The following is a 25,115-nucleotide window of genomic DNA, read 5'->3' as shown; positions in this document are numbered from 1 at the left end:
TTTGGTTTGGGTTTCTTCTGTTTTGGTCTGGATTGGCTTATGGCATTGCGCATCATCTTTATGGGAACCCCCGATTTTTCGGTTCCAACGCTCAACGCGCTGGCAAAAGCGGGGCACGAGATTGTCGCGGTCTATAGCCAGCCGCCAAGACCTGCCGGACGGCGGGGCTTGGATCTGACCAAATCGCCGGTGCATCAGGCGGCAGAAGCGCTTGGCATTCCGGTGCTCACGCCCTTGAATTTCAAGCTTGAGGAAGACCGGCAGGCGTTTCTCAATCATCAGGCCGATGTGGCGGTGGTGGTGGCGTATGGGCTGCTTCTGCCGCAAGCCATTCTTGATGGCACGAAGCTGGGTTGCTACAATGGTCATGCTTCATTGCTGCCACGCTGGCGCGGTGCGGCCCCCATTCAGCGTGCCATTATGGCCGGTGATACGGAGACCGGCATGATGGTGATGAAAATGAACAAGGGGCTGGATACCGGCCCCGTGGCGCTGACCGCGCGCATTGCGATCACCCCTTCAATGACCGCCGGTGAATTGCATGATGCTCTGAGCGACATCGGTGCCAAGGCCATGGTTGAGGCCATCGCCAAGCTGGAGGCGGGTGATCTGCCGCTGGTTGAGCAGCAAAGCGAAGGTGTGCTTTACGCCGCCAAGATCGACAAGGCCGAGACCCGCATTGATTTCTCCAAGCCTGCCTCGGAGGTCCATAACCATATTCGTGGTCTGTGGCCGTTTCCGGGTGCCTGGTTTGAGGCTGAGGTCAATGGCAAGCTTGAGCGCATCAAGGTATTGACCAGCGCGGTCAGCTCGGGCACAGGCCAGCCGGGTGAGGTGTTGGACGACATGCTGACGATTGCCTGCGGCGAGGGGGCAGTCAAGCTCACGCGCCTGCAAAAGGCGGGTGGAAAGCCTCTCAATGCGCAGGATTTTCTGCGCGGCACGCCGCTTGCACAAGGGACGGTTTTTGCCTGATGCCTCGTTATAAAATGACCGTGGAATATGATGGCACGCCCTATGTTGGCTGGCAGCGGCAAGACAACGGCCCCTCCGCCCAAGGCGCTTTGGAGGCAGCGGTGTTATCGCTCACCGGTGAGACGGTGGCCGTGCGCGGTGCTGGCCGCACTGATTCGGGTGTGCATGCCAAGGGGCAAGTAACCCATGTGGATCTGAGCCGCGATTGGTTGCCCTACAAGCTGCGCAATGCGCTCAATGCCCATCTGGCGCAGGCGCATCAGGCCGTCAGCGTGCTTGAGGTGGAGTGCGTGCCAGATGCGTTTGATGCACGCTTTTCGGCTTTGAAACGGCATTATCTCTACCGCATCATTGCAAGGCCCTCGCGCCTTGCGCTGGAGGCCAATCGTGCCTGGTGGGTCTCCAAGCCGCTGGATCATGAGGCCATGCATGAAGCCGCGCAAATGCTGGTGGGCAAGCATGATTTTACCACCTTCCGCTCGGTGCATTGTCAGGCGATCAGCCCGGTGCGCACGCTGGACCGGCTGGATGTGACGCGCTGCGGTGATTTGATCGAGATCCGCGCCTCAGCCCAAAGTTTTTTGCACAATCAGATCCGCTCTTTCGCGGGCACCTTGAAAATGGTGGGCGAGGGCAAGATGACAGCGCACGATGTCCGCTCAGCCCTTGAAGCCCGCGACAGAAAAGCCTGCGGGCCGGTGGCCCCGCCAGAGGGGCTTTACTTCATGCAGGTGGATTATCCCACCGATGGCAATTGGCGGCCGTATTCCAACATCGAGTCTAGAGGCTGTCAGGTTCAGATTGAACCTGACAGCCTCTAGAGTCCCTTTTTGAGTTTGTCTTTTCGGGAAAACCGGATTCCACTTTTCCCTAACAAACTCTAAAGCGGATTGACGTTCAGATAGCCTTGCAAAAACTCTGACAGAAGCGTGGTGGGCACCAGCATGACCATCGTCAGGGTGGCAACAAGCAGCGTGTGCGGGCCGACAATGGCGGCCATCAAGCGAAAAACGCTATAGGCCAGCCCCAGCAAAAGCATCAGCCACAGCAGGATGATCACCTGTCCAAGGCTCGGGGCCACAACAGCCAGCGCCACCAGAGCGGCATTGGCATAGGCGATCGGCAGAGCCAGCCAATTGGTGGTGACCACAATGGCATTGAAATGCTGCGCCATTGACAGAATCAGGCAGACAATTGCGATCAGCACCAGCGGCAAAAACCAGCTGGCCATATCAATCATGGCCATGCGCAGAAAAAACACGCCGCCACCCTGATCCTCGCCCATCATGCCCATTGTCAGCGTACGATACCAAAACAGCCATGAGACAAACATGGCAGGAAGCGACCAGAGGATAGACCAGAAGGACCGGCGGACACCACGATCCGAAATGTCGAGATAGCCAAACCCCGTGGCGCTGCCTTTCAGCAGCAGCCAAAGGCCGGTCAGATAGAATTCGACCTCTTTAAATCCCGGCATGGGCAAACCAGCCTTCGATGAACTGGGCATAAATGCCTGTCAGTGTTTCAAGGTCAGCCACCGCCACCCGCTCATCGACCATATGCATGGTCTGGCCCACAAGGCCAAATTCCACCACAGGGCAATAATCCTTGATGAAGCGGGCATCTGATGTGCCGCCGGTGGTGGAGAGCGTTGGCGTTTTGCCAATGGTTTTTTCAATGGCAGCGGTGAGCGATTGGATCAACGCATCATCGCGGGTCAAAAACACATGTGATGGCCTATCAGCCCAGGTGATCTCATAGCGAAGTGCCTCGCGTCCGGGCCGCAAGGTCTGATCCGCGGATGCGCCATCAAGGCGGCGGATGATTTCGGCCTGAACGGTGTCTGCCGTCCAGGTGTCGTTGAAACGGATGTTGAATTTGGCGCTGGCGCGGGCCGGAACCACATTGGTGGCCGGATTGCCGACATCAATGGTGGTCACTTCCAGATTGGATGGCTGGAAATTGTCGGTGCCTGCATCAAACGGCGGATACATCAAAGCCTCGGTGAGCTTGATAATGCCGCGCACCGCATTGTCGGCCAGATGCGGATAGGCCGCATGGCCCTGCACGCCATGAACAGTGATATGACCGGACACTGAGCCACGACGACCGATCTTGATCATATCGCCCAAGTGATCCGGGTTGGTTGGTTCGCCCACAAGGCAGGCGTCCCAGCGCTCGCCGCGCTCTGCCGCCCATTGCAACAGCTTGGTGGTGCCGTTGATGGAAGGGCCTTCTTCATCGCCGGTGATCAGAAAGGAAATCGAGCCTTTGGGGGGGCCATGGGCTTCAATATGGCGGGCAACGGCTGCGACAAAGCAGGCAATGCCGCCTTTCATGTCCACCGCGCCACGGCCAAACAGTTCGCCGTTTGAGATCTCGGCGGAAAATGGCGGATAGGTCCAGCCTGCTTCATCACCCACCGGCACAACATCGGTGTGGCCTGCAAACATCAGATGCGGGCCTTCCGTGCCAAGGCGGGCATAGAGGTTTTCAACGTCTGGCGTGCCGTCTTCGCGCGCTGTCATGCGTGAGACTTTAAAACCCAGCGGCTCCAACATGGCGGCAAGCGCGATCAGTGCGCCACCTTCAGCTGGGGTGACAGAGGGGCAGCGGATCAGCGTCTGGAGGTTTTCAACGGGATCAGAAGCGGGCGAGATATTGGCAGGGTGGGACATGAAAACACACAGACGAAATGCTCGTGAATAAGGAAAATCAGGAGCGAGGCGCGTTTTGCCTGCTCCTGATCGATCTCAAAGTGCGGCGTTACACTTAATCGCGCAGCAGCTCATTGATGCCGGTCTTGGAGCGGGTCTGCGCATCAACACGCTTGACGATCACGGCGCAATACAGGCTGGGCGCTGGCAGGCCATTGGGCATGGTGTTGGGCGATGGCATGGTGCCTGAGACGACCACCGAATAAGGTGGTACTTCGCCGTAAGACACTTCGCCGGTGGCGCGATCAACAATCCGCGTGGACTTGCCAATATACACGCCCATGCCCAGAACCGAGCCTTCGCGGATAATGCAGCCTTCAACCACTTCCGAGCGTGCGCCGATGAAGCAATTGTCTTCGATAATGGTGGGGCCGGCCTGCAAAGGCTCCAGCACGCCGCCAATGCCAACGCCGCCAGACAGGTGCACGTGCTTGCCAATCTGCGCGCAAGAGCCAACCGTTGCCCATGTGTCCACCATGGTGCCTTCGCCAACGTAAGCGCCAAGATTGACAAAAGACGGCATCAGAATGGCATTTGGTGCGATAAAGGCCGAGTGGCGCACAACCGCATTGGGCACGGCGCGGAAACCGGCGGCGCGAAACTGGTTCTCGCCCCAGCCTTCAAACTTGGATGGCACCTTGTCCCACCAGGTCGAATTGTCTGGACCACCCTTAACCACGGCCATATCGTTGAGGCGGAAGGAGAGCAGCACGGCCTTCTTCAGCCATTGATGCACGGTCCACTGGCCATCATCGCCGCGGGTGGCAACGCGGACTTTGCCGTCATTCAGCAGGTTCAGGGCTTCCACGACAGCATCGCGGATCTCGCCTTTTGTCGTGATGTTGACCGTATCGCGATTGTCAAAGGCGGTTTCGATGACTGATTGCAGGGAAGATAGGTCCGAGGTGCTCATGAGAATTCCTTAAACTTCATTGGCTAACGTCTAGTCCCGACACCATCGGTCTGACGTTGATAACTGGCAAAATTCTCTACTGCATAATTGCGCGAATCGAAACCGATTTTAGACAAGGTGCAGTAAGGAATCCTTGAAGCCTTGTGGGTGATGTTGTCCCCCAAGGACATCACTTTGTCAAAACATGGTGCAAGGGCATCATCTGTGGATCGGGTGAGTGCAGAAGAAGGAAGGCATGAGCATGGCAAAAAATGGCAAAGCAAGACGGCAGCCCGTTGAAACAATCCGAGGACCGCTAAAAGACAGCCATAGTGACCGCCAGAGTGCGGCCTGCGTTCCCCTGACGCCGCAGACGCAATCGCCATCCTATCGTTTGGCCTATGCCGATGACGATTTTATGTGCCGGGAAGAGTTGCGCCCGGTGCGTCTTCAACTGGAACTGCTCAAGACAGAAATGGTGCTGGCTGAACGCGGTATCAAATCCACCGTGGTCATGTTTGGTGGCGCACGCATTCCGGCCCCCGGCCAGGCGGCGTGGGCGGCCCGCAACGATGTGCAAAAGCGCAATCTGGAAGCCGCCTCGGTGTTCTATGATGAGGCGCGGGCTTTTGCGCGCAAATGCTCCGAGTTTTCGGCAACGCTGGATTATCAGGAATATGTGGTCACCACCGGCGGCGGGCCGGGCGTGATGGAAGCGGGCAACCGCGGTGCCGCCGATGTGGGCGCTCCCACCATCGGCCTCAATATCGTGCTTCCGCACGAGCAGGCCCCGAATGCCTTTGTCACGCCGGAACTCTCGTTCAACTTCCACTATTTTGCCATTCGCAAGATGCATTTTTTGATGCGGGCCAAAGCGATTGTGATTTTCCCCGGCGGGTTTGGCACACTGGATGAAATGTTCGAGGCCATTACCCTTATTCAAACCAAGCGCATGGCACCCATCCCCTTGATCCTGTTTGGCAAGCAATTCTGGCATCGGATTATTGATTTCGACAGTCTTGCCGAATTTGGCACGATCGCACCGGAAGATGTGGACCTGCTGAATTTTGTCGAAACGGCTGATGAAGCCTGGGAGGTGATTGCCCGAACCTACGGAATCAATACGCCCGAGCCTGCGCTGTGAAAACGAAAAGACCCGCCAACGATGCGTTCGGCGGGTCTTTTCGGTCTTGGTGTCAACGTCTTATGAAGCGGTTCAGTTCAGAACGCGCCGCAAATTGGGTGTATCCAGCGAAAACGCCGGAATGGCCACATCAAAGCTCTCACCCTGATCGGTGACCATGTTATAATGGCCGAACATCATGCCCGATGGCGTATCCAGCGGACAGCCCGAGGAATACTCGTAGGTTTCGCCGGGTGTCAGGCGTGGTTGATCACCAACAACACCGGGGCCATTGACCTCGTCCACCTGACCGTTCTGGTCGGTGATGTTCCAATAGCGGCTGACAAGGCGAACGCTTGAGCTGGAGTGATTGGTGATCACAACCCGATAGCCCCAGACGTAGCGATTGTCTTCCGGATCAGATTGTTCCGCAAGATAATAGGGCTCAACACTCACTTCGATGTCCCGTGTCAATGCGCGGTACATAAAGGGGGCCTTTTCCGTGTTTTCATGAGCGTACATGAGCGAAGCCGATAAAGTTGCCATGAGAGGGGAACTGATCTTGATCAAAATACCATAGAACAATTTAGATCATGAATAAAATTAATTTCTAGTAAAGGCGAGGCCGGACTTGCGTTTTTTTATGACGCAGGCCCTGCATGCCTTGAATAGTGTAACGCGCGGATATCGATCGTAACACGTTATCTTTGCTGCATCATTTCCCTCTTCCGTTCTTTGGATTTGAAAAATGATGCAGCAAGCCTTGGTCCGATGAAAATTACGCGGTAATTGCTTGCAGTGCTTTATCGAGATCTTCGATCAGGTCATCCGCATCTTCAATGCCGCAGGACAGGCGTAAGGTGCCGGCAGAAATCCCCAGTTCTTCGCGGGCTTCATCGCTGAGGTTTTTATGGGTCGTCGTGGCGGGATGGGTGATCAGGCTCTTGGCATCGCCAAGATTGTTGGAGATCTTGATCACCTGCAAAGCATTTTGCAAAGCAAAAGCCGCCTGTTTGCCGCCCTTCAACTCAATTGCCAACAGTGTGGAGCCACCCTTCATTTGCTTGGCAACAATATCGGCCTGCGGATGGTCGGCACGACCGGGGTAAATCACCCGGGCAATCTTGTCATTGTCGGCCAGAAAATCGGCGATTTTGCTGGCATTGGCTGTCTGCTGCTTGACGCGCAAAGGCAGCGTTTCCAGACCCTTCAGCAATGTCCAGGCATTGAAAGGCGACATGGCAGGGCCTGTGTGGCGAAAATAGTCCTGCAGGTTTTCCTGAATCCACTCTTTGGACGATAGCACAACACCGCCAAGGCAACGGCCCTGACCATCAATATGCTTGGTTGCGGAATAGACCACCACATGCGCGCCCAGCTCCAGCGGGCATTGAAACAGCGGTGTGGCAAACACATTGTCGACAACCACTTTGGCACCGATCTGGTTGGCCAGCTTGGCGACACCGGCAATATCAACCACTTCCAGGGTTGGATTGGTTGGGCTTTCCAAAAACAGGACTTTGGTGTTGGGGCGGATACCGGCCTCCCAGTTTTTCAGATCGCGGCCATCAACGAGGGTAAATTCCACGCCATATTTTGGGGCCAGCGTCTCAATGACCCAGCGGCAGGAGCCAAACAGCGCGCGTGCGGCCAGAATATGGTCGCCCGCCTTGACCTGACACAGAATGGCGGCAGCGACAGCGGCCATGCCGGAGGCCATGGCGCGCGCATCTTCAGCGCCTTCCAGCATGCACATGCGTTTTTCAAACATGTCATTGGTGGGGCTGCCGTAGCGGGCGTAGATATAGCCCTCGGTCTCGCCTTTGAAGCGGGCTTCAGCGGCTTCCGAGCTGTCATAGACAAAGCCCTGTGTCAGATAGATGGCTTCGGATGTTTCTCCGTAAGGAGAGCGCAAAGTGCCGCCATGAACCAGTTTTGTTGCTGCGCGCCAGTTATCAGTCATGCTCTATAAGCCTTCCCAAACACAAAAAAACCGGTCGCGAATACGGACCGGTTGCTTGCGCCCGGTCTATTTAGCCAATTATTTAACGTGGCTGCAAGCCGACCGGCCAAATCACCACGGGATAAGATTGCCTTACGCCGATCTTGCTCTTGCGTCAATTGTGTGACTTTGATTTTGTCGCCGAAAAGGAAAACGACTTATGAAGCGCAATTCAGGTATTTTGGCGGATCGTGCCATCCATGAACTTTTCGACACCGGTCGCCTGATCACCGAGCAGGCGCTGGATGGTGATCAGATTCAGCCCGCCAGCCTGGATTTGCGTTTAGGCTCAAAAGCGCTTCGGGTGCGCGCCAGCTTCATGCCCGGCCCCAACAGCACGGTTGAAGACAAGCTGAAGCGCCTGACCTTGCATGAGATTGATCTGGAAAACGGTGCCGTTCTGGAAACCGGCTGCGTCTATATCGTGCCCTTGATGGAAAGTCTGGATCTGGCCGCCGATCTCTCGGCTTCGACCAATCCAAAAAGCTCAACCGGTCGCCTCGATATTTTCACCCGTGTGATGGTGGATTATGCGCAGGAGTTTGATAAAATTCCGGCGGGTTACACGGGGCAACTCTATCTGGAAATTAGCCCGCGCACTTTCCCCATCATCGTGCGGCGCGGCTCTCGCCTGTCGCAAATTCGGTTCCGGATTGGTCATGCGCTTCTGACCGATACCCAGTTGCTCGATTTGCATGCCTCTGAGACGCTGGTGGCCAGCGAGACGCCCAATGTGTCGGGCGGCGGCATTGCGCTGTCGATTGATCTGAAAGGCACGGGGCCTGACGGGTTGGTGGGCTATCGTGGCAAGCACCACACAGCTGTGATTGATGTGGACCGCAAAGGTGTTCACGACGTGCTGGATTTCTGGGAGCCGCTTTACAGCCGTGGCCGTGATGAGCTGATTTTGGACCCGGACGAATTCTATATCCTTGTGTCGCGCGAGGCCGTGCATGTGCCACCGCTCTATGCCGCCGAAATGACCCCTTACGATCCATTGGTGGGCGAGTTTCGTGTGCATTACGCCGGTTTTTTCGATCCCGGCTTTGGCCATGCACCTGCAGGCGGCTCTGGCAGTCGGGCCGTTCTCGAGGTGCGAAGCCACGAAGTGCCCTATATTCTGGAGCACGGGCAAATCATTGGCCGTTTGGTCTATGAGCACATGCAAGAGCATCCGCAAGGGCTCTATGGCACCGGCCTCGGCTCCAACTATCAGGCGCAAGGGTTAAAACTGTCCAAGCATTTTCGCCTGTCGTGAATGGGACGAAGCTTGTGCTTTGATGCTTTACACCAGGCATCTTGACATCAGGCAGCAAGTGTAGGATTCCTCCCATCACAAGCGGGTGTAGCTCAATGGTAGAGCAGCAGCTTCCCAAGCTGAATACGAGGGTTCGATTCCCTTCACCCGCTCCAAATTTCTCCCAATTACCGATTTTTGATCGCTTATGCAGCGACTTGCTGTGTTGGCATATGCGGTGTCTTGTTCCAGAAGAACGGCTTGGTTTTAAGCTCAATCATGGCTTTCCACGCAGCCCGAGAGGTCATGAGCCAATAAATCGGTATGGTTGCAGCCCGCCAGCCGATGTGCTTTCGCTCGCCCTCTGTCATGGCAGCACTTCCAAGGGCCAAAAACACCAGATAGCTGCCAAGGATGTTCATCAGGTCGATCCAGAACATGATGGTTTCCCGCAACGGAATGTCTGTGGTCGGCTTATCCAGCATGGCATAGAGTGTCATGCCCAGAAAAACGAGAATGGTGGGATGAAGAAGTGCTGAGATCAGCATGCCGCCGATCAACAGTTGAAAAACCAGAAAGGCTTTGCCGCCCATGGTGTTCCAGGCGGCGCGAGGGTGGCGCATCAACACCAGCCAGGTTTGCAGCCAGCCCTTGAACCATCGGCTGCGCTGGCCAATCCAGATATGCGCCGATGTTGGTGCATCTTCCAGCGTCGGGCGCATCAGCGTCTCGCAGCGATAGCCCGCCCGATAGAGCCGCAAACCCAGATCCGCATCTTCGGTGACGTTATAAGGGTCCCATGCACCGATCTTTCGCAAAATATCCGTGCGAAAATGGTTGGAGGTGCCGCCCAGAGGCAAGGGCATTTTATAATGTGAGAGGCTTGGCAGAATGCCGCGAAACAGGGCGGCGTATTCGAGCGCAAACAGGCTGCTGATCCAGTTGTCTGCTACATTTGCAATGATCAGTGGTGCCTGCAGGCAGGCCACCTCGGGCGGAGCCATGATGAAATGGGCATAGGCTTCTTTGAGCTGGTCGGGGTGCGGCCTGTCTTCTGCATCATAAATCACCAGATAGTCACCGCGCGCACCGGCAAGGGCATAGGTGAGGGCTTTGGGCTTGGTGCGCGGTCCAAGGGCTGGCGTCAAAACAATTTCGAAATGCGAAGGAAGAGTGATTGCGTTGAGCGCAGCCAATGTTTCAGCATCATCTTCTTCGCACACGAGCTTGATGTCCAGCCGTGAGGCTGGCCAGTTCAGCTGCCGCATGGCTCCAATCAGTTGAGGCACAATGGCACTCTCCCGGTAGATCGCAACCAGCACCGTGTAGGTTGGCAGACAGGTGCTGGCCGATAACAAGAGGGGTGGTGCTGGAGGTTTGCGGACGTTTTGAAACAACAGCAGGCTGCGAAACCACAATGTGCCCATATAAAGCAGCGAGAGCAATGTATGAATGCCGATCCATGTTGCCTGTGTGGCAGTGACTGTTCCAAAACAGGCAAGGGCAATCAGCAGGCCTGCGAAAAAGGCTTGGCGTGCCGTGAGCACCGTGCGGGCGGAATGTTGGGGGCTGGCATGAAAAAGCTGTGCCGAGGCCGCCTCTGCCCGTCTTTTCGCCCCCACTTTCCAGGCGGCGTCAGCGATGGTCTTAGGCGTGGCGATGGCAAGAGAAGCTGCAAATTCGGGCGATTGGCGCAAGCGTGCCTGAATGGCGGGCAAGCGTCTTGCCTCCGGCGCAATCACGGTTACCGGTGGCCGTGTTTTGTCGTAAAGACGAATGATCGCGGGTTGGGCCAACTGGCTATCAAGAAATTCACTGTCGAAAATCTGTTGCGTGGGCAGATTTTCCATAAAGGGCAGATCGAGCAGATCAGCGAGCCTTGCGTAATAGTCTTGCGCCGTCATGTAGTCGCAGGTCAAAAATTCTTGCTCAACCGTTGTGCCATTGCGCAGCGCCTGTTGGATCAATCGGCTCAATATTGTCGGGAGTATGCCGATTTGCTGTAGAACCAGCAGTTCCTCGCCAAAGGGATGGGTTGGCGTGCCGTGTTGAGACCTGCGCCCATTCCGGGGCGCGTGGCTGAGGAAGCGAATGGAGCTAACCTGTTGATCATCGTCATTGGGCACAGTCTTTTGCTTTCTTGAAACAAGATGCATTATCAACGTTATTTTGCGGACTGTGACCGTCCATTATTTGCAGCGAGGAGGCGTAAAGCGGTCGGATATTGACAAGCGCGGGCGGTCGCATCTGTGTGAAAGTCGCAATTCCGCCGCAGGCGAGAGATTAAATTCGATAGAAAAAGGCTGTGTTTAGGGGTTTGCTTGCTATGCCAAAAAGCTCATAAATACGTGCAGCCCGCCGACGGCTGGTGATCATGTTGATGGCACAGTCTTTGGGCGAAAAAACAGGCAATGCTTGCTGAGTGCGAAATGGAGGCGTGATGCTCCCGTAATATTTAGGGGAGATTTTCGTTTTCAAATCAGGCTTTGATTCTATTGGCAAAATAAAACCTCAGTATTGTATAGAAAAACATGAGACGATGATAATGATATGCTCGAAAGTTTCATCCCTGAAATTGTGGGGGGCATTTTATATTGTATTGGCTTTGCTCGTCTCATCCGGCATGGCGCGTGCGGATGACGCTGCGAAAATGGAAAGAATGCTGGTTTTGTTTGATGCCCATGAGCGGTTGGCAAAGCCTGATCTCTCGGTGCTGCTGAGGCTGAGGTTTTTGACAACGGTGGATTTTCCACCCTTCAGCTTTTTGGATCAAACGGGCCATTTGACGGGGTTTAACATCGATTTGATCCGCGAAGTCTGCAAGGAGCTTGGGGTTGAAGCCAAATGCGAGGTGCAGGCTATTCCATTCTCGGATATCGAGATTGCGCTTTTGAGCAAGCATGCCGATGCTGCTGTTGCAGGTCTGGCGGTGACAAAAAGCATTCGCGCCGACTTTGCTTTTTCCCGCCCTTACCTGATGTTGCCGGCGCGCTTTTTGACCCGGGTTGATGGCAGCAAGCCCAGGAACGCTGTGGATGATCTTGATGGCACGTCTGTTGGCGTGGTCAGCGGCACGGCCCATGAAGCGATGTTGAAGGCATTTTTCCCGGCCATCAAGCCTGAGGGCTTTGCCGATCAGGCCGCATTGATGCAGGCTTTAGCGCAAGGCAAAGTCCAGACTGTGTTTGGGGATGGGCTGCAACTGTCCTTTTGGCTTGCCACCCAGTCTGGCAATCGACCGACCGGTCAATCGGCCACTCCGTGCTGCGCTTTTCTCGGCGGCCCGTTTTTGTCCCGACGCTATTTGGGGGAGGGCATGTCCATCATGGTGCGCAAGGAAGACGGCTTTTTGGCTGCCGCCTTCGATTATGCTCTTGCAGCACTGGCACGCAAAGGACGCATGGATGAGCTGTCGCGTCGCTATTTCGCATCCGGTCTGTATTAGGCTGCTTGTTACGCTTTGCGATGCCGCGCAATAGCGCTGCGCTCAATGGCGGCGCAGGTGAGTTTATCCAGATTGAAGCGGTCCCGCAGCAATTGCAAAAAGCGGATCTCCTCGGGGCGCACCGTGTGGTCCACAGCGGCAACCTCCACAGCCAAGGCGTAAGCGGTGTCATAAAGCCGCTCCGGCAGGGCATCGCGAATGGTTTCCAGTGCAATCTCCATGCCTTCCGGCCCCGCCACCAAGGCAGCACAACGGGATGCAGCCGTGATCAGGTTTTCGGCTGGAAATCCTTCAAAGACGGGTGTTGTTTCGACAAGATGCCCGATCCGCTCCATTTCCTGATCGTTCATGGCATTGTCCACGGCGGAGGCCATAACCATGGCGAAGATGAGAGCGTCGTGAACGGTTACCGTGGTGGTCATTGCGAGACTTTTCCTGTGCTAGAGCATCGGCTGAAAAGTGGGAACCGGTTTTCAGATAAATCCGATGCGAAAACGAAAATCGAAAGCATCGTGCTGACCGTGATTTTCTGCACGATGCTTATGTCTTGCAATAATGGAGATTGCCGAGAGCCGTTTCAAGGGCAGTCTGGGGTAAGATCGGTGCCGATCAAAAGCATAAGGCTGCTGTGGCAAATATTCCTATTGGCTGACCCAGATAATGCGGGCGATCCAGTCGATATCGCTGGGATCCAATGTCCGATTGGCGTGGTCGGGATTGATGGAGATCAGCTCTACGGTGCGGGCATTTTGCCGCCCGAGAATTTTCGCCATAACCTCGCCATCCAGGGTCTTGACCACCACGCGGTCGCCACGGCGCACCTGTGCCCCCGGCTCAACAATCAGCACATCGCCATCGCGATAGAGCGGCTTCATGCTGTCGCCTTGTACTTCCAGCGCATAGAGGCCGGTTTTGGATTTGGGCGATGCGGGAAAATCCACCAGATCCCAGCCGTGACCTGCGGGAAAGCCGCCATCGTCAAAGAAGCCGCCCGCGCCCGCCTGCGCAAAGCCCAGCAATGGAATAGAGCCGATCTGCGGCGGAAAATCGCCCTCGGGCAGCATGGTGTCGGCATTATCGGCATCGAACAAGGCTGCAAACGTGCCAAGGTTTGAGCTGGTGGCATCCAGAACTTTGGCAATCGACTCGGTCGAGGGCCAGCGCATCCGCCCGTCCGGTCCAATGCGCTTCGATTTGTTGAACGAGGTCGGGTCCAGGCCCGCGCGCCGGGCAAGCCCGGATGGCGTCAAGTGGTTCTGCTCGGCAAGCCGATCAATTGCACTCCAGATTGTTTCGTGTGAAAGCATATCCAGCTAAACCCCGGCATTCATCAACAGCCGTCAAAAACGGTTTCACCCACAGCTCATATATCGGTCATATGAGGCCAAGAGTAAAGATGCTTGAGGAATAAAATCCTTAGTTTTTGCCGCTTTTATCGAAATAACGGCGTTTTTTCCGCAATGGGAGCATGTCCTAGCATTGACATCGCCAGGATCACCGCACTGTTTTGCAATCAGGCGACCATGCTCATGTTGAGCCGGCCAAGCTGAATGACGGCCTGTGTGCGGCTATCGACCCTCAATTTCAGCAGAATCGCCGAGACATGTGCTTTTATCGTCGCCTCGGACACGCTGAGTGCATAGGCGATCTGCTTGTTCAAAAGCCCCTCGCACAACATGCCCAGCACACGGTTTTGCTGCGGGGTCAGAGTTTTCAGCCGTGCCATCAGATCCGCCAGTTCTGCATCCTGCTCAAGGCCGCTATCATCGGCGATGGGGTTGGCAATGTCACCATTCAGCACGGTCTGGATAGAGTTGCGAATGTCATCAATGCCCGCAGATTTGGAGATAAAGCCGGAGGCACCCAGTTCCAGCGCGCGGCGAATGGTGGTGGCGTCATCGGTGGCCGAGCAGATAATGATGGGCAGACTGCAAAATTCTGCACGAAGCGCCATCAACCCGGAAAAACCGCTGATGCCGGGCATGGCCAGATCCAGCAACATCACATCCGTATCGGCATGGCTGATGGCGGCCTTGCGCGCCTCGTCAAAGGTGCCAGCTTCGATAATGCGCTGCGTGCCCTCCATGCCGCTGACGGCTTGGCGCAAGGCACCGCGAAACAAAGGGTGGTCGTCTGCAATGATGATTGTATGTTCTGCCATCGTTTGCCCCCTCCCAAGAGCTTTTATCCATCAGTGTTACCGCAAGTTATGATCTGCGGTCTGATTGTCTCGATCAATCCTGATTTAAACTCTGAAGCCGTGACACGTTTTTTTGGTGATACGGCCTATGCTTAAACCGGCTGATCGTTGCACAATGCAGCTGATCATGCATTTTAGCGCCAAGCGCGTTGAGAAACAATGCTCTCTTTGGTGAGGATTGCGCTTCGTCAAGACCGCGCTCAATGATTGATAGAAATATCCAGAAGGATCGTGCCATGGTGCCAACAGTGTACAAAATTGTCCCTGCGCAATTGTGGTTGGAGGCGCAAGACAACGGCCAATTTTCCGGTGCGCCGATTGATGTTGCTGACGGCTTTATTCATTTTTCCACGGCAGCCCAGGCCAGGGAAACAGCCCGACTGTACTTTTCCGGTCAGAGTGATTTGCTGCTGGTGGCGGTTGATGGGGCAAGCCTAGGCGCGGCCCTTGTTTTTGAGCCATCGCGCCATGGTGATTTGTTCCCGCATCTTTACGGCCCATTGCCGCTCTCAGCTGTTTTATGGCAAAAGCCACTGCCAGTGGGCCAAGATGGCCTGCATGTGTTTCCAGAGGATATGGTATGATCAACCCCTTCAAGCATTTTGCCCGGCCCGGCCTGTTTCTGTTTGATGCAGAGACCGCCCACGGGCTTTCCATTGCCGGGTTGAAATCCAGCCTGATGCCCAAATGCCGCCTGACCGATGATCCGCGTTTGGCGCAGGTGGTGGCAGGTTTGCGTTTTCCCAATCCGCTGGGCATGGCGGCTGGCTATGATAAAAATGCCGAGGTGCCGGATGAGCTGCTTGGCCTCGGCTTCGGCTTCGCTGAAGTTGGCACGCTGACGCCAAAGCCACAGGGCGGCAACGCCAAACCCCGTATTTTTCGTCTGGTCAGCGACGAAGGCGTGATCAACCGGCTTGGCTTTAACAATGCAGGCCATGCCGCAGCGTTGGTGCGCCTTAAGGCCCGCCAAGGCAAATCGGGCATTGTCGGCGTGAATATCGGAGCCAATAAGGACTCTGCCGATCGGGTGGCAGATTATGTTGCCGGTATTCGCAGCTTCTATTCGGTGGCCAGCTATTTCACCGCCAATATTTCCTCGCCCAACACGCCGGGCCTGCGCGATCTGCAAGCCAAGGACAGTCTGGCAGAATTGTTGGATGCCGTGTTGGCTGCGCGCGATGATGAAGCACAAAAAGCGGCGCGGCGCGTGCCGGTTTTCCTGAAAATTGCTCCCGATCTGACCGAGGAGGGCATGGATGACATTGCCGAAGTGGTGCTGGCGCGCGCATTGGACGGCTTGATTGTCTCCAATACCACATTGGCCCGTGATGGTCTGAAAGACACCCGTTTTGCAGGCGAGGCCGGTGGCCTTTCGGGCAAGCCGCTGTTTGCCAAATCCACGGCTGTGCTGGCGGGTATGCGCCATCGGCTGGGCAAGAACCTGCCGCTGATTGGCGTTGGCGGGGTATCATCTGCCGAGACGGCCCTGGAAAAAATCCGCGCCGGTGCCGATCTGGTGCAACTCTATTCCTGCATGATTTATGAAGGACCGGGCCTTGCCGCGGAGATCGTCAAGGGCCTGTCAAAAACGCTCGATCAGCAGGGTCTGTCGTCGCTCAGCGAGCTGCGCGATAGCCGCGTTGATCACTGGCGCTCATTAAAGGTTTGATCGGGAAACGTCTGATTGGTTCTGGTCTTCAGCCGGGTGAGCAAAAACACACCTCTGAAGGCCAGAAACAAATTGAGCGACAGCCAAAGTCCGTGATTGCCAAAGCTTGGCACCAACAGCGCCAGAGCGGCAAGATAGCCGACAAAAGCCGCCAGCATCATATTGCGCATATCGCTTGACCAGGCGGCACCTATGAAAATGCCATCCATTTGAAAGGCGAGTGCGCCGGTCATGGCGGTAACTGCGGCCCATGGCAAAAATTGGCGGGCCATTTGCCGCACATCCTCCGCGGTGGTCATGGCATCAATTAGGTGCCCACCAAACACCAAAAACACCAGCGTGGTGGCAACCGCAAACCCCAAAGACCACAGGCCGGTGAGCTTCACGGCCGCATCAAATCCGGGGCGATACATGGCACCCACGGCGCGGCCAGTGATTTGCTCGGCGGCATTGGCAATGCCATCGAGATAAAAGCTGGCAATCATGAAAAAATTCATCAGCACGGCATTGGCCGCCAGCGTGGTTGCGCCAAAACTGCTGCCGATGCGGGTCAGCAAGGTAAAGGCAGCCAACAGCACAAAACTGCGAATGAGAATGTCGCGGTTGAGAGAGAATAATTCAGAGAGCTTTGCGCGGTTGAGCAACTCTGCCCATGTCGGCATTTGCGCTTTGCTCATCCGCGCAGCAATGATGATCACGCCCGCCAAGGTGGCGCAGGCTTCACCGGCAACAGCGCCGTAAGCAACACCGGCAACACCCCAGCCATAATGCAGGCCCAGCACGATCGACAGGGTGATATTGACGCCGTTGAGCAAGATTTGCAGCGCAAGGCCAACGGAGCCTTTGCCGCGCCCCAACACAAAGCCCATGATGGTAAAATTGGCCAGTGTCAGCGGTCCGGCCAGAATACGAATGGAGAAATAAGTGGCTGTCACCTCCGCCACACGCCCTTCTGCGCCCATCATGGCCAAGCCGCCGCGCAACAACAGCGGCGACAGCAGCAGAATGATCAGCCCGATGCTGACGGAAAGAACCATGGAGCGACACAGAACCGCCACCTGCTCGCGCGGATCATCGCGCCCATAGGCCTGCGCCACCAGTGCGGTTGTGGAGGCGCGCAGAAAATTGAGGCTGGAAAACAGCAGATCAAACAGCACAGCGCCAATGGCCAGACCCGCCAGCGCCGCAGCCTCACCGGTGCGGCCAATTACGGCGGTGTCGGTAATGCCCAGCAAGGGCGTGGTGATATAGCCCAAGGTCATCGGCAGCGCGATGGCAAGCACGCTGCGGTGGGTGACGGTGAAAGCTTTGCTGTGCGGGAAGGTCTGCGTCATGAAAGGCTCCGTCAGGTGAGAGTTGCCCACCTGAAAGCCTTTTTATCCGATTCTCAGCTGAATGCCATTGCGGATTGGAATGCCGGAAGACGGCCCCACATCGGGGCGCGGCGTGCCCGAGAGCACCATGGCCCAATAGGGCTTGTTGCCGCGCGATGGAATGCGCGCCACCGCCACGCCAAGGCCGTGGTAAGGCCCCAACATGTTTTCCAGATGGTGCTTGGAATTGATCCAAGCCTGCATGGCCGCCTCATCGCTCTGCTGCAACATGGCAATGTTTTCAGCGGCGGGCAGCTGCACATTGCTGGCCCGCATGCGGGCACCAAAACTGTCACCCATGCCCATTAGATGCGACATTTTTTCAGCCTGCGCCATGCGGTTGGCCTGAAACATCGCGGCTTTGGTGGCGGCGGCGTCAGTCACCAGCGTGGATTTGCCGTTTTTGGTGCGAAGCGCATTGATCATCGGCAGGAAGGCGGCTGTTTCATCGGCCACATTCGAGGGGGCTGTGGGCTTCAGCGGCGCTGTTGCGCAACCGGCCAAAGTGGCGGTGAGCCCAAGCCCGGCCAGCGCCACAAAATGGCGACGACTGGCAATGAAATTCAAGGTGTTTTCACAGGACATATTATTTCCGAAGATCAATCAGGCGCAGGATGATGAAGATAGGAATGACAATGCTGGCACCCAGCAGCAAATAATCTCCCACGCGGCCGAGCGCTGAAAAGCCCTTGTGCCAGATGTCGAAGAAAAACCTGCGGATACTCTCGAGAATATCGGTTGGATAAATATCGAACATATGCATGACAAAGCCGACAATGACCGACACAACGATGAGCTTCACAATGGTGCGCACAAGGGAGTCGCCCAGAAATCTGTTGACGCTGTCTGACATTATGGGTGCCTCCTGTTTGGCCATCACATAATCTCACATAAGCGCAGGATTATGGCGGTGCAAGCACGTGGAGGTTTGCATGGAGCAGTTTGTAACGTGGGCATCCCCAAAAATACCCCTTGCGTTTTTAAACCGTTGGGCCATTGCTCGGGCAGATATTCCTCCGTTCAGTTTGAAACCCAATGCACCCCATCCAGATCCCTTCCGGTAACGCCGTGGCAGACCGCCGCGCCGATTATGCTCGCATGCTTTCCGAAGGGGGGGATGACATTGCTGCTGCCGAACTGATGGAACAAGCTCTGGAGCTTGCGCCACAATGGGTGGGTGGGTGGCTTTTACTGGGCGATTATTGCGTCAAAGCGGGCAATAACGAGGCAGGCGCTGCGGCCTATCGACAGGTGCTGATCCTAAACCCAACGGATATGTTTGCAGCCAGCCTGAAGCTGGCGCTGATTGGCGCAGACGCCGTGCCGCAGCAGCCGCCGAGCCACTATGTGGAGGCTTTGTTTGATTCCTATGCCAACCGGTTTGAAACATCGCTGGTGCAAAAGCTGGAGTATCGCGTACCGCAAAAACTGGCAGCAATGATGGCCGAGAGCCTTGGTACTGACATGCATTTTCGCTGTGCGGTGGATTTGGGCTGCGGCACAGGCTTGATGGGGGTTGAGCTCAAACCCTATGTGGATCATCTCGAAGGCTACGATCTTTCCAGCGGTATGTTGGTCAAGGCGGCGGAAAAAAACCTCTATGATCATCTGGCTGAAGCGGATTTATCTCTGGACGCCGACGCCTGTGGTTTGTTCTCAAACGGCAGGGCAAGCGCGCGCGCCGATTTGGTCACGGCGGCCGATGTGCTGATTTATCTTGGCGCTTTATCGGGTGTGTTTTCACTCGTCGCTGATGTGAGCGCAGCGGGCGGCTATTTCGTGTTTTCCACCGAGCGCTCGAGTGAGCAGGATGGTTTTTCTCTCGCCAATTCCCTGCGTTATCAGCACAGTCATAGTTATGTAGAGGGCGAATTGAGCAAGGTTGGATTTCAATTGCTGAAAAGCCAAGCCACGACCATTCGCATGGATGGCGGAAAACCTATTCCCGGCTTTCTGTTTATTGCCCGGAAAGCCATTTGAAAGATGGAATATTGCGATCTTCACGATAGGTCAGTTTTGCTGACCTATGCCTCTTGAAAGCCTTGGAATTTCAGGCATCCTTATGGCCTATTCAGTGATAAGAGGTACGGCCATGGCTTTGATGAACAACATGTTGGGCATCTGGAATAACAATCCTGCCCGCCATAGCCGCGCCGAAGATGTGCAGGGCATTTTATGCGGCACGATCATCGCCGCCCTCGGCCTCTATTTCATCTCAACCGTCGGCCTGCTCACCAGCGGCATCGCAGGGCTTGCCTTTGTGGTGCATTACTGGACCGGCTGGAATTTCGGCCTGCTGTTTTTTTTGCTCAACATGCCGTTTTATATCCTCTCTATCAAACGGGTCGGCTGGGATTTTACCCTCAAAACCTTCCTCTCGGTGGCGCTGACCTCACTTCTCGTCAACGTTCAGGGCCGTTTCCTCACCATCTCTTCGATCAACCCCATCTGGGGTGCCATTCTCGGCGGTGTGCTGCTGGGCTTTGGCCTTCTGGCGCTCTACCGCCACCGCGCCAGCCTCGGCGGCATTGGCATTCTCGCCGTGTTCATTCAGGACCGCTTCGGCATTCAAGCGGGGTTGGTGCAGCTTGCTTTTGACGTGGTTGTCATGGCACTGGCCTTTACAGTCGTTGGTCCTTCAGTTGTGGGTTACTCGATTATTGGTGCCGTGGTGCTGAACCTGTTTGTGCTGATCAACCACCGCTCGGATCGGTATATTGCGCTGCGGTGATTACGCTTTTTCACCTTGACCGCATGTGCTCAATATTGTGAATATTGTCTTCAGGCTGCGTGGTCGTGTCGGGGGATTTGTCATGCGCGTTAAAACCTTTTTGCTTGCTGCTGTTTTCAGTTTGGCAGCAGGACTAGCTCATAGCGCCGGTTTAAAATCTTTCGACATTCCCGCCGACCCAGATGGCCCCATGCTGAAAGCCGTGCAATGGTCGCCCTGTGCCACGCCGGATGGTGAGATCAAGGCTGGTCCTTTTCTTCTCCCCGGCGTTCGAGATTGCCCGATTGAAGGCGAAAAACGACCACTGGTCGTAATCTCCCATGGCTTCGGCGGCACCAATCTCAGCCATCATGACACGGCTGAAGCACTGGCGAATGCCGGATTTGTTGTTGTGGCGATCAATCATCCCGACGATACCGCTGCAAGCCTAGAAAAACAGCATAGTCTCAAGGCTTTGATCAGTCGCCCGACGGATGTAAAGCGTGCCATTGACTTCATGCTCGCCTCTTCGCCGGACGCGACCAGGATTGATCCTAACGCCATTGGCTTTTTCGGCTTTTCCAGAGGTGGATACACCGGTCTTGTTCTGGCTGGGGCCAACCCGGATTTTCAAGCGCTGCGCTCGCCTTGTCAGGATCAGACTGGGGTGACCTGTCCTCCGGTGAACCAGAATGTCTTCCCCAAGGTCGCTTTGCAGCATGATCAACGGATCAAGGCGTTTGTAATCGCTGACCCTCTGAGCAGTGTTTTTTCTGCTCCAGATAGTGTGCAGAATGTCACTGCACCTATTCAGATGTGGGGCTCTCAATATGGCGGAGATGGTGTTTCGCCGGAAAGCCTTCAGACCGTCGTCATCAACCTGTCCGTGAAGCCTGATTTTCATCTTGTGCCTAACTCTGAACATTTTGCATTTTTGACCGTTTGCCCCACAGAACTGGCCAAAAGCCTCCCAGAGCTTTGCGTCGATAGGCCGGGTTTTGATCGGGCAGCTTTCCATCAGGATTTGAATAAAAAAATGGCGGCGTTTTTTAAAGCGTATCTGTAACGGTCGCCGCATTGCCGGACTGGCCATTGCACCACTTATAAAATGGGCCGGCGTTGCCGCCAGCCCAAAGATTATCGATAAAGATTTACAGCCTATAAGTGCAGTTCTCGGGACAAGCCCAAAGATGACGAAACGTCGAACGAGAGTTTTGTCAACACGCTGGAGTAGGCGTTGTTGCTAGCCAATTTTGTTCGTTCAAGCCGCCGTTTTCACAGCGCCATAGGGATCAAACCGGCCATAGAATGTCTCGCCCTTTGCCGCCATGTCCTTAAGCAGTGGTGTTGGTGCAAAATGCGAACCGTAGGTCTTGGCCAGACGCTCGCACAATTCCACAAACACCTTCACACCCATGCCGTCGATATAAGACAGCGCGCCGCCGGTGTATGGGGCAAAACCGAAGCCGAGGATGGAGCCGACGTCGGCTTCGCGTGGATCGGTGACAATGCCTTCTTCCACCGTGCGGGCTGCTTCCAGCGCGATGGTGACCAGCAGGCGTTGTTTGAGTACGGTGACATCAACATCCGCAGGCTTTTGTTGCGGGTAGAGGTCTTTCAGGCCCGGCCAGAGCGATTTTTTCAATGGCTTGGCTGGATAATCATAGAAGCCTTTGCCATTCTTCCGGCCACGGCGATCAAGTTCATCCACCATCTTGTTGATCAGGCTCATATGCTCAGGCACAACCGCTTCTGCACCCAGATCGGCAATCGAGGCCTTCATGATCTTCTGCGACAGGTCCACAGCCACTTCGTCGTTTAGCGACAGCGGGCCAACCGGCATTCCTGCCATTTTGGCAGCATTTTCAATCATCACCGCCGGCACGCCTTCAATCAGCATGTCATAGGCTTCGTTGATGTAACGGAAGACGCAGCGGTTGACGAAGAAGCCGCGTGTGTCATTGACAACGATTGGCGTCTTCTTGATCATGGAGACATAATCCAGCGCCACAGCCAGCGCCTTGTCGCCGGTCTGCTCACCGACAATCACTTCCGTCAGCATCATCTTTTCAACGGGCGAGAAGAAATGCACGCCGATGAAATCCTCCGGGCGCTTGGAGTTTTTCGCCAGACCCGTGATCGGCAAAGTCGAGGTGTTGGAGGCAAAAATTGCGCCTTCCGCCAGCACGGCTTCGACCTTTTCAATCACCGCCTTTTTCACGTCTCGGTCTTCAAACACGGCTTCAATCACTAGATCGGCGTCCGATAGCGAGCCGTAATCTTCGGTGGGGGTGATGAGAGACAGCAGCTTTTCGCCTGCTTCCTTGGTCATCTTGCCTTTGCCAATGGCACCCGTCACCAGACCTTCAGCCACCGATTTGCCTTTGTTGGCAGCTTCCATATCACGATCAATCAGCACCACCGGCAGGCCTGCTGCGGCGGTGACATAGGCAATCGAGGCACCCATGAAGCCAGCGCCGACCACGCCGATTTTCGAAAGATTGCTCTTTGGCTGACCTGCGGGGCGACGCGCACCCTTGCCAAGCTCTTGCAGCGAGATGAACAGCGAGCGGATCATCGAAAAGGCTTCGGTGGTCTGCACGATTTGGGTGAAATAGCGCTGCTCGATGCGAAGGCCGGTATCAAACGGCACTTGCAACCCTTCGTAGACGCATTTCAAAATCGCCAGTGCTGCGGGATAATTGCCAGCGGTTTCACGACGCAAAATGGCAGGCGCTGCGGGCCAAAGCTGGGCCGAGGCAGGCGTCCAGATGCCGCCGCCGGGGGCTTTGAAGCCTTTTTCATCCCAAGGTGCCACTGGCTTCAAACCATCCTTGATCATCTGCTTGGCAGCGGTGATCAATTGATCTGGCTCCACCACCTGATGCACAAGGTTCATGGCCTTGGCGCGCTGAGGGGTGAGTGTCTGGCCCGTGGTCATCATTTGCAGGGCATCTTGCGCATTGGTCAGGCGGGATACGCGCTGGGTGCCGCCAGCGCCGGGGAAAATGCCAACCTTGACTTCCGGCAATGCCAGTTTGACCGATTTGGCGTTTGACGCCACACGGCCATGGCAGGCCAGCGACAACTCAAACGCGCCGCCCATGCAGGTGCCGTTGATGGCAGACACCCATGGCTTGCCATTGGTCTCGATCTTGCGCCAAAGCCAGCTCATGCGGCCAGCGGCATCAAACAGCTTTTGTACGGCGTTGGCAGGATCCTTGACCTTTTCCTCATGCAGCATGGAGAACATGCCCTTGATCATTGTCAGATCAGCGCCACCCGAAAACGCGGCTTTGCCGGAGGTGAAAACCACGCCCTTCACGGCTTCATCGGCCACCGTGGCATCCACAATTGCTTCAATCTCGTCCATCACCTCAACGGTGAACACATTCATGCTCTTGTCGGGCATGTTCCATGTCACAAGGGCAATGCCGTCTGCATCGGTCTCAACGGTGAAATTCTTATAGGTCATTGTCATCCCTCCCGATCAGACGCGTTCAATTACAGTTGCCGTGCCCATGCCCGCGCCAATGCAGAGCGTGACCAAAGCGGTGTTGAGATCGCGCCGCTCCAACTCATCCAGCACGGTGCCAAGAATCATCGCACCCGTGGCCCCCAGCGGATGGCCCATGGCAATCGCACCGCCGTTGACGTTCATCACATCATGCGACACATCAAAATGCTGCATGAAGCGCAACACCACAGCAGCAAAAGCCTCGTTCAGCTCAAACAGATCAATATCGGCCAGCGTCATGCCGGTTTTCTTCAAAAGCTTTTCCGTCACATCAATCGGGCCGGTCAGCATCAGCGCCGGATCAGAGCCGATATTGGCAAAGGCACGAATGCGGGCACGCGGCTTCAGGCCCATGCTTTCGCCACCCGCCTTGGAGCCAAGCAGCACAACACCGGAACCATCGACAATGCCGGATGAATTGCCCGCATGGTGGACGTAATTGATTTTTTCGATTTCCGGATGCGCCTGAATGCCCACGGCTTCAAAGCCGCCCATTTCTCCGGGCATCTGGAAGGAGGGGTTCAGACCCGCCAAGGACTGCATATCGGTGCCGGGGCGCATGTGTTCGTCGCGGTCCAGAATGGTCAGGCCGTTCTGGTCTTTCACGGCCACCACGGATTTGTCGAAATAGCCATTTTTCCACGAATGGGCAGCGCGCTTTTGGCTTTCCACCGCATAGGCATCCACGTCATCGCGGGAAAAGCCGTACTTTGTCGCAATCAGATCGGCAGACACGCCCTGCGGCATGAAAAATGCTGGAAAATTCACCGATGGGTCCATGAACCACGACCCGCCCGACATGCCAAGCCCGACGCGTGACATGCTTTCAACACCACCGGCAATGACAATATCATCGGCACCGGCGGCAATCTTGCCAGCGGCAAAATTCACCGCATCTAGGCCGGAGGCGCAAAAGCGCGAAATCTGCATGCCCGGTGCCTTGGTGGAATAACCGGCCTCAAATGCCGCAGCCTTGGGGATCACCGAGCCTGCATCCATCACCGGATCAACGCAGCCCATGATGATGTCGTCAACAGTGGATGTATCAAGGCCATTGCGGTCGCGGATGGCTTCCAGCGCCTTGGCAGCAAGCCGCACCGATGGCACTTCATGCAGCGCACCATCCTTTTTGCCGCGGCCGCGCGGCGTGCGCACGTGGTCGTAAACAAATACGTCAGTCATTGTCTCTCTCCCCGGAGCGCAACGCTCCTGAATTTTTTCAATGGCTTGCCCCCTGTGGGGACACGCCAAA

The 25,115-nt window shown here is 55.7% G+C and carries 24 protein-coding genes, 1 tRNA gene and 1 riboswitch; of the genes, 11 read left to right on the top strand and 14 right to left on the bottom strand.

Going from position 1 to position 25,115, the window contains the following annotated elements:
- The first annotated feature begins 39 nt into the window (after positions 1-39).
- Positions 40-975, top strand: coding sequence for a methionyl-tRNA formyltransferase (fmt, locus tag BJF95_RS08320; protein ID WP_075639005.1), 936 nt, complete (start codon positions 40-42; stop codon positions 973-975).
- Positions 975-1,796, top strand: coding sequence for a tRNA pseudouridine(38-40) synthase TruA (gene truA, locus BJF95_RS08315; protein WP_075639004.1), 822 nt, complete (start codon positions 975-977; stop codon positions 1,794-1,796). Before fmt ends, truA begins: the two co-directional genes overlap by 1 nt.
- A 59-nt stretch (positions 1,797-1,855) precedes the next feature.
- Here the strand turns inward: truA and BJF95_RS08310 are convergent, their stop codons facing one another.
- From BJF95_RS08310 to dapD, 3 genes are all read right to left on the bottom strand, one after another.
- The gene (locus BJF95_RS08310; protein ID WP_075639003.1) at positions 1,856-2,452 is read right to left on the bottom strand and encodes a hypothetical protein; all 597 of its coding nucleotides are present in this window, start codon (positions 2,450-2,452) and stop codon (positions 1,856-1,858) included.
- Positions 2,439-3,653, bottom strand: a complete 1,215-nt coding sequence (gene dapE, locus BJF95_RS08305; protein ID WP_075639002.1) for a succinyl-diaminopimelate desuccinylase — start codon at positions 3,651-3,653, stop codon at positions 2,439-2,441. The genes BJF95_RS08310 and dapE overlap by 14 nt, the downstream gene beginning before the upstream one ends.
- Positions 3,654-3,747: 94 nt before the next feature.
- Positions 3,748-4,605 carry a 2,3,4,5-tetrahydropyridine-2,6-dicarboxylate N-succinyltransferase gene (dapD, locus tag BJF95_RS08300; RefSeq protein WP_075639001.1) on the bottom strand — a complete coding sequence of 286 codons (858 nt, stop codon included), beginning with the start codon at positions 4,603-4,605 and terminating at the stop codon, positions 3,748-3,750.
- A gap of 235 nt (positions 4,606-4,840) precedes the next feature.
- Between dapD and BJF95_RS08295 the strand changes: the two genes are divergently transcribed.
- A complete protein-coding gene (locus tag BJF95_RS08295; RefSeq protein WP_075639000.1) occupies positions 4,841-5,728 on the top strand; it encodes an LOG family protein in 888 nt (295 codons plus the stop codon).
- 72 nt (positions 5,729-5,800) lie between these two features.
- Here the strand turns inward: BJF95_RS08295 and apaG are convergent, their stop codons facing one another.
- On the bottom strand, positions 5,801-6,193 hold the full coding sequence (gene apaG / locus BJF95_RS08290) for a Co2+/Mg2+ efflux protein ApaG (RefSeq protein ID WP_075638999.1): 393 nt from the start codon (positions 6,191-6,193) through the stop codon (positions 5,801-5,803).
- Between the two features lie 292 nt (positions 6,194-6,485).
- Complete coding sequence (locus BJF95_RS08285) at positions 6,486-7,670, bottom strand: O-succinylhomoserine sulfhydrylase (protein WP_075638998.1); 1,185 nt, start codon at positions 7,668-7,670, stop codon at positions 6,486-6,488.
- A 49-nt stretch (positions 7,671-7,719) separates the two neighbouring features.
- Positions 7,720-7,798, bottom strand: a riboswitch (SAM riboswitch).
- 71 nt (positions 7,799-7,869) lie between these two features.
- Here BJF95_RS08285 and BJF95_RS08280 point away from each other — a divergent pair.
- Together BJF95_RS08280 and BJF95_RS08275 are read left to right on the top strand one after the other, a co-directional pair.
- Complete coding sequence (locus tag BJF95_RS08280) at positions 7,870-8,967, top strand: 2'-deoxycytidine 5'-triphosphate deaminase (RefSeq protein ID WP_075638997.1); 1,098 nt, start codon at positions 7,870-7,872, stop codon at positions 8,965-8,967.
- A gap of 81 nt (positions 8,968-9,048) precedes the next feature.
- Positions 9,049-9,122: transfer RNA gene (locus BJF95_RS08275), tRNA-Gly, on the top strand.
- Positions 9,123-9,152: 30 nt separating this feature from the next.
- Here the strand turns inward: BJF95_RS08275 and BJF95_RS08270 are convergent.
- The gene (locus tag BJF95_RS08270; RefSeq protein WP_245297271.1) at positions 9,153-11,072 is read right to left on the bottom strand and encodes a glycosyltransferase family 2 protein; all 1,920 of its coding nucleotides are present in this window, start codon (positions 11,070-11,072) and stop codon (positions 9,153-9,155) included.
- A gap of 419 nt (positions 11,073-11,491) precedes the next feature.
- Between BJF95_RS08270 and BJF95_RS08265 the strand changes: the two genes are divergently transcribed.
- Positions 11,492-12,391: a transporter substrate-binding domain-containing protein gene (locus tag BJF95_RS08265; protein WP_075638996.1), complete on the top strand. Its 900-nt coding sequence runs from the start codon at positions 11,492-11,494 to the stop codon at positions 12,389-12,391.
- 8 nt (positions 12,392-12,399) lie between these two features.
- Here BJF95_RS08265 and BJF95_RS08260 read toward each other — a convergent pair whose 3' ends face one another.
- The 3 genes from BJF95_RS08260 to BJF95_RS08250 all read right to left on the bottom strand — a co-directional run bounded on the left by BJF95_RS08260 (position 12,400) and on the right by BJF95_RS08250 (position 14,552).
- Positions 12,400-12,813 carry a tellurite resistance TerB family protein gene (locus BJF95_RS08260; RefSeq protein ID WP_075638995.1) on the bottom strand — a complete coding sequence of 138 codons (414 nt, stop codon included), beginning with the start codon at positions 12,811-12,813 and terminating at the stop codon, positions 12,400-12,402.
- Positions 12,814-13,032: 219 nt separating this feature from the next.
- Positions 13,033-13,698 (bottom strand): S24 family peptidase, encoded by a 666-nt coding sequence (locus BJF95_RS08255; RefSeq protein WP_075638994.1) that lies wholly within the window; start codon positions 13,696-13,698, stop codon positions 13,033-13,035.
- Between the two features lie 206 nt (positions 13,699-13,904).
- Positions 13,905-14,552 (bottom strand): response regulator transcription factor, encoded by a 648-nt coding sequence (locus BJF95_RS08250; protein ID WP_075638993.1) that lies wholly within the window; start codon positions 14,550-14,552, stop codon positions 13,905-13,907.
- A 242-nt stretch (positions 14,553-14,794) separates the two neighbouring features.
- On the opposite strand from BJF95_RS08250, the gene BJF95_RS08245 reads away from it, so the two are divergent.
- The gene (locus BJF95_RS08245; protein WP_245297270.1) at positions 14,795-15,175 is read left to right on the top strand and encodes a DUF952 domain-containing protein; all 381 of its coding nucleotides are present in this window, start codon (positions 14,795-14,797) and stop codon (positions 15,173-15,175) included.
- Positions 15,172-16,263, top strand: coding sequence for a quinone-dependent dihydroorotate dehydrogenase (locus BJF95_RS08240; protein WP_075638992.1), 1,092 nt, complete (start codon positions 15,172-15,174; stop codon positions 16,261-16,263). Before BJF95_RS08245 ends, BJF95_RS08240 begins: the two co-directional genes overlap by 4 nt.
- Here the strand turns inward: BJF95_RS08240 and BJF95_RS08235 are convergent.
- The 3 genes from BJF95_RS08235 to BJF95_RS08225 are packed head-to-tail and all read right to left on the bottom strand — an operon-like array spanning position 16,239 to position 18,489.
- The gene (locus BJF95_RS08235; protein ID WP_075639329.1) at positions 16,239-17,597 is read right to left on the bottom strand and encodes an MATE family efflux transporter; all 1,359 of its coding nucleotides are present in this window, start codon (positions 17,595-17,597) and stop codon (positions 16,239-16,241) included. The genes BJF95_RS08240 and BJF95_RS08235 overlap by 25 nt on opposite strands.
- Before the next feature lie 42 nt (positions 17,598-17,639).
- Positions 17,640-18,221 carry a CAP domain-containing protein gene (locus BJF95_RS08230; RefSeq protein WP_075638991.1) on the bottom strand — a complete coding sequence of 194 codons (582 nt, stop codon included), beginning with the start codon at positions 18,219-18,221 and terminating at the stop codon, positions 17,640-17,642.
- Between the two features lies 1 nt (position 18,222).
- Positions 18,223-18,489, bottom strand: a complete 267-nt coding sequence (locus BJF95_RS08225) for a DUF6460 domain-containing protein (RefSeq protein WP_075639328.1) — start codon at positions 18,487-18,489, stop codon at positions 18,223-18,225.
- A 182-nt stretch (positions 18,490-18,671) separates the two neighbouring features.
- On the opposite strand from BJF95_RS08225, the gene BJF95_RS08220 reads away from it, so the two are divergent.
- From BJF95_RS08220 to BJF95_RS08210, 3 genes are all read left to right on the top strand, one after another.
- The gene (locus tag BJF95_RS08220; RefSeq protein ID WP_075638990.1) at positions 18,672-19,616 is read left to right on the top strand and encodes a class I SAM-dependent DNA methyltransferase; all 945 of its coding nucleotides are present in this window, start codon (positions 18,672-18,674) and stop codon (positions 19,614-19,616) included.
- A gap of 112 nt (positions 19,617-19,728) precedes the next feature.
- Positions 19,729-20,367: a YitT family protein gene (locus tag BJF95_RS08215; protein ID WP_075638989.1), complete on the top strand. Its 639-nt coding sequence runs from the start codon at positions 19,729-19,731 to the stop codon at positions 20,365-20,367.
- Positions 20,368-20,449: 82 nt separating this feature from the next.
- Positions 20,450-21,412, top strand: coding sequence for an alpha/beta hydrolase family protein (locus BJF95_RS08210; protein WP_075639327.1), 963 nt, complete (start codon positions 20,450-20,452; stop codon positions 21,410-21,412).
- Between the two features lie 195 nt (positions 21,413-21,607).
- On the opposite strand, the gene BJF95_RS08205 is transcribed toward BJF95_RS08210, so the two are convergent.
- Together BJF95_RS08205 and BJF95_RS08200 are read right to left on the bottom strand one after the other, a co-directional pair.
- Positions 21,608-23,821, bottom strand: coding sequence for an FAD-dependent oxidoreductase (locus BJF95_RS08205; RefSeq protein WP_075638988.1), 2,214 nt, complete (start codon positions 23,819-23,821; stop codon positions 21,608-21,610).
- A gap of 15 nt (positions 23,822-23,836) precedes the next feature.
- A complete protein-coding gene (locus BJF95_RS08200) occupies positions 23,837-25,045 on the bottom strand; it encodes an acetyl-CoA C-acetyltransferase (protein ID WP_075638987.1) in 1,209 nt (402 codons plus the stop codon).
- Between the last annotated feature and the right edge of the window lie 70 nt (positions 25,046-25,115).

Source organism: Rhizobium oryziradicis (assembly GCF_001939045.1).
Classification (GTDB): domain Bacteria; phylum Pseudomonadota; class Alphaproteobacteria; order Rhizobiales; family Rhizobiaceae; genus Allorhizobium; species Allorhizobium oryziradicis.
The sequence above is the reverse complement of the archived record's forward strand: the minus strand, read 5'-3'. Positions and strand labels throughout refer to the sequence as shown.

Excerpts from the sequence above, each read along its gene's own strand:
- BJF95_RS08265 (WP_075638996.1), top strand. The coding sequence starts at position 11,492 with ATGATATGCTCGAAAGTTTCATCCCTGAAATTGTGGGGGGCATTTTAT.
- BJF95_RS08260 (WP_075638995.1), bottom strand. The coding sequence starts at position 12,813 with ATGACCACCACGGTAACCGTTCACGACGCTCTCATCTTCGCCATGGTT.
- BJF95_RS08200 (WP_075638987.1), bottom strand. The coding sequence starts at position 25,045 with ATGACTGACGTATTTGTTTACGACCACGTGCGCACGCCGCGCGGCCGC.
- BJF95_RS08285 (WP_075638998.1), bottom strand. The coding sequence starts at position 7,670 with ATGACTGATAACTGGCGCGCAGCAACAAAACTGGTTCATGGCGGCACT.
- BJF95_RS08225 (WP_075639328.1), bottom strand. The coding sequence starts at position 18,489 with ATGTCAGACAGCGTCAACAGATTTCTGGGCGACTCCCTTGTGCGCACC.
- apaG (WP_075638999.1), bottom strand. The coding sequence starts at position 6,193 with ATGTACCGCGCATTGACACGGGACATCGAAGTGAGTGTTGAGCCCTAT.
- dapE (WP_075639002.1), bottom strand. The coding sequence starts at position 3,653 with ATGTCCCACCCTGCCAATATCTCGCCCGCTTCTGATCCCGTTGAAAAC.
- fmt (WP_075639005.1), top strand. The coding sequence starts at position 40 with ATGGCATTGCGCATCATCTTTATGGGAACCCCCGATTTTTCGGTTCCA.
- BJF95_RS08215 (WP_075638989.1), top strand. The coding sequence starts at position 19,729 with ATGGCTTTGATGAACAACATGTTGGGCATCTGGAATAACAATCCTGCC.
- BJF95_RS08250 (WP_075638993.1), bottom strand. The coding sequence starts at position 14,552 with ATGGCAGAACATACAATCATCATTGCAGACGACCACCCTTTGTTTCGC.
- BJF95_RS08280 (WP_075638997.1), top strand. The coding sequence starts at position 7,870 with ATGAAGCGCAATTCAGGTATTTTGGCGGATCGTGCCATCCATGAACTT.
- BJF95_RS08235 (WP_075639329.1), bottom strand. The coding sequence starts at position 17,597 with ATGACGCAGACCTTCCCGCACAGCAAAGCTTTCACCGTCACCCACCGC.
- truA (WP_075639004.1), top strand. The coding sequence starts at position 975 with ATGCCTCGTTATAAAATGACCGTGGAATATGATGGCACGCCCTATGTT.
- BJF95_RS08245 (WP_245297270.1), top strand. The coding sequence starts at position 14,795 with ATGATTGATAGAAATATCCAGAAGGATCGTGCCATGGTGCCAACAGTG.
- dapD (WP_075639001.1), bottom strand. The coding sequence starts at position 4,605 with ATGAGCACCTCGGACCTATCTTCCCTGCAATCAGTCATCGAAACCGCC.
- BJF95_RS08210 (WP_075639327.1), top strand. The coding sequence starts at position 20,450 with ATGCGCGTTAAAACCTTTTTGCTTGCTGCTGTTTTCAGTTTGGCAGCA.
- BJF95_RS08220 (WP_075638990.1), top strand. The coding sequence starts at position 18,672 with ATGCACCCCATCCAGATCCCTTCCGGTAACGCCGTGGCAGACCGCCGC.
- BJF95_RS08295 (WP_075639000.1), top strand. The coding sequence starts at position 4,841 with ATGAGCATGGCAAAAAATGGCAAAGCAAGACGGCAGCCCGTTGAAACA.
- BJF95_RS08230 (WP_075638991.1), bottom strand. The coding sequence starts at position 18,221 with ATGTCCTGTGAAAACACCTTGAATTTCATTGCCAGTCGTCGCCATTTT.
- BJF95_RS08310 (WP_075639003.1), bottom strand. The coding sequence starts at position 2,452 with ATGCCGGGATTTAAAGAGGTCGAATTCTATCTGACCGGCCTTTGGCTG.
- BJF95_RS08255 (WP_075638994.1), bottom strand. The coding sequence starts at position 13,698 with ATGCTTTCACACGAAACAATCTGGAGTGCAATTGATCGGCTTGCCGAG.
- BJF95_RS08240 (WP_075638992.1), top strand. The coding sequence starts at position 15,172 with ATGATCAACCCCTTCAAGCATTTTGCCCGGCCCGGCCTGTTTCTGTTT.
- BJF95_RS08205 (WP_075638988.1), bottom strand. The coding sequence starts at position 23,821 with ATGACCTATAAGAATTTCACCGTTGAGACCGATGCAGACGGCATTGCC.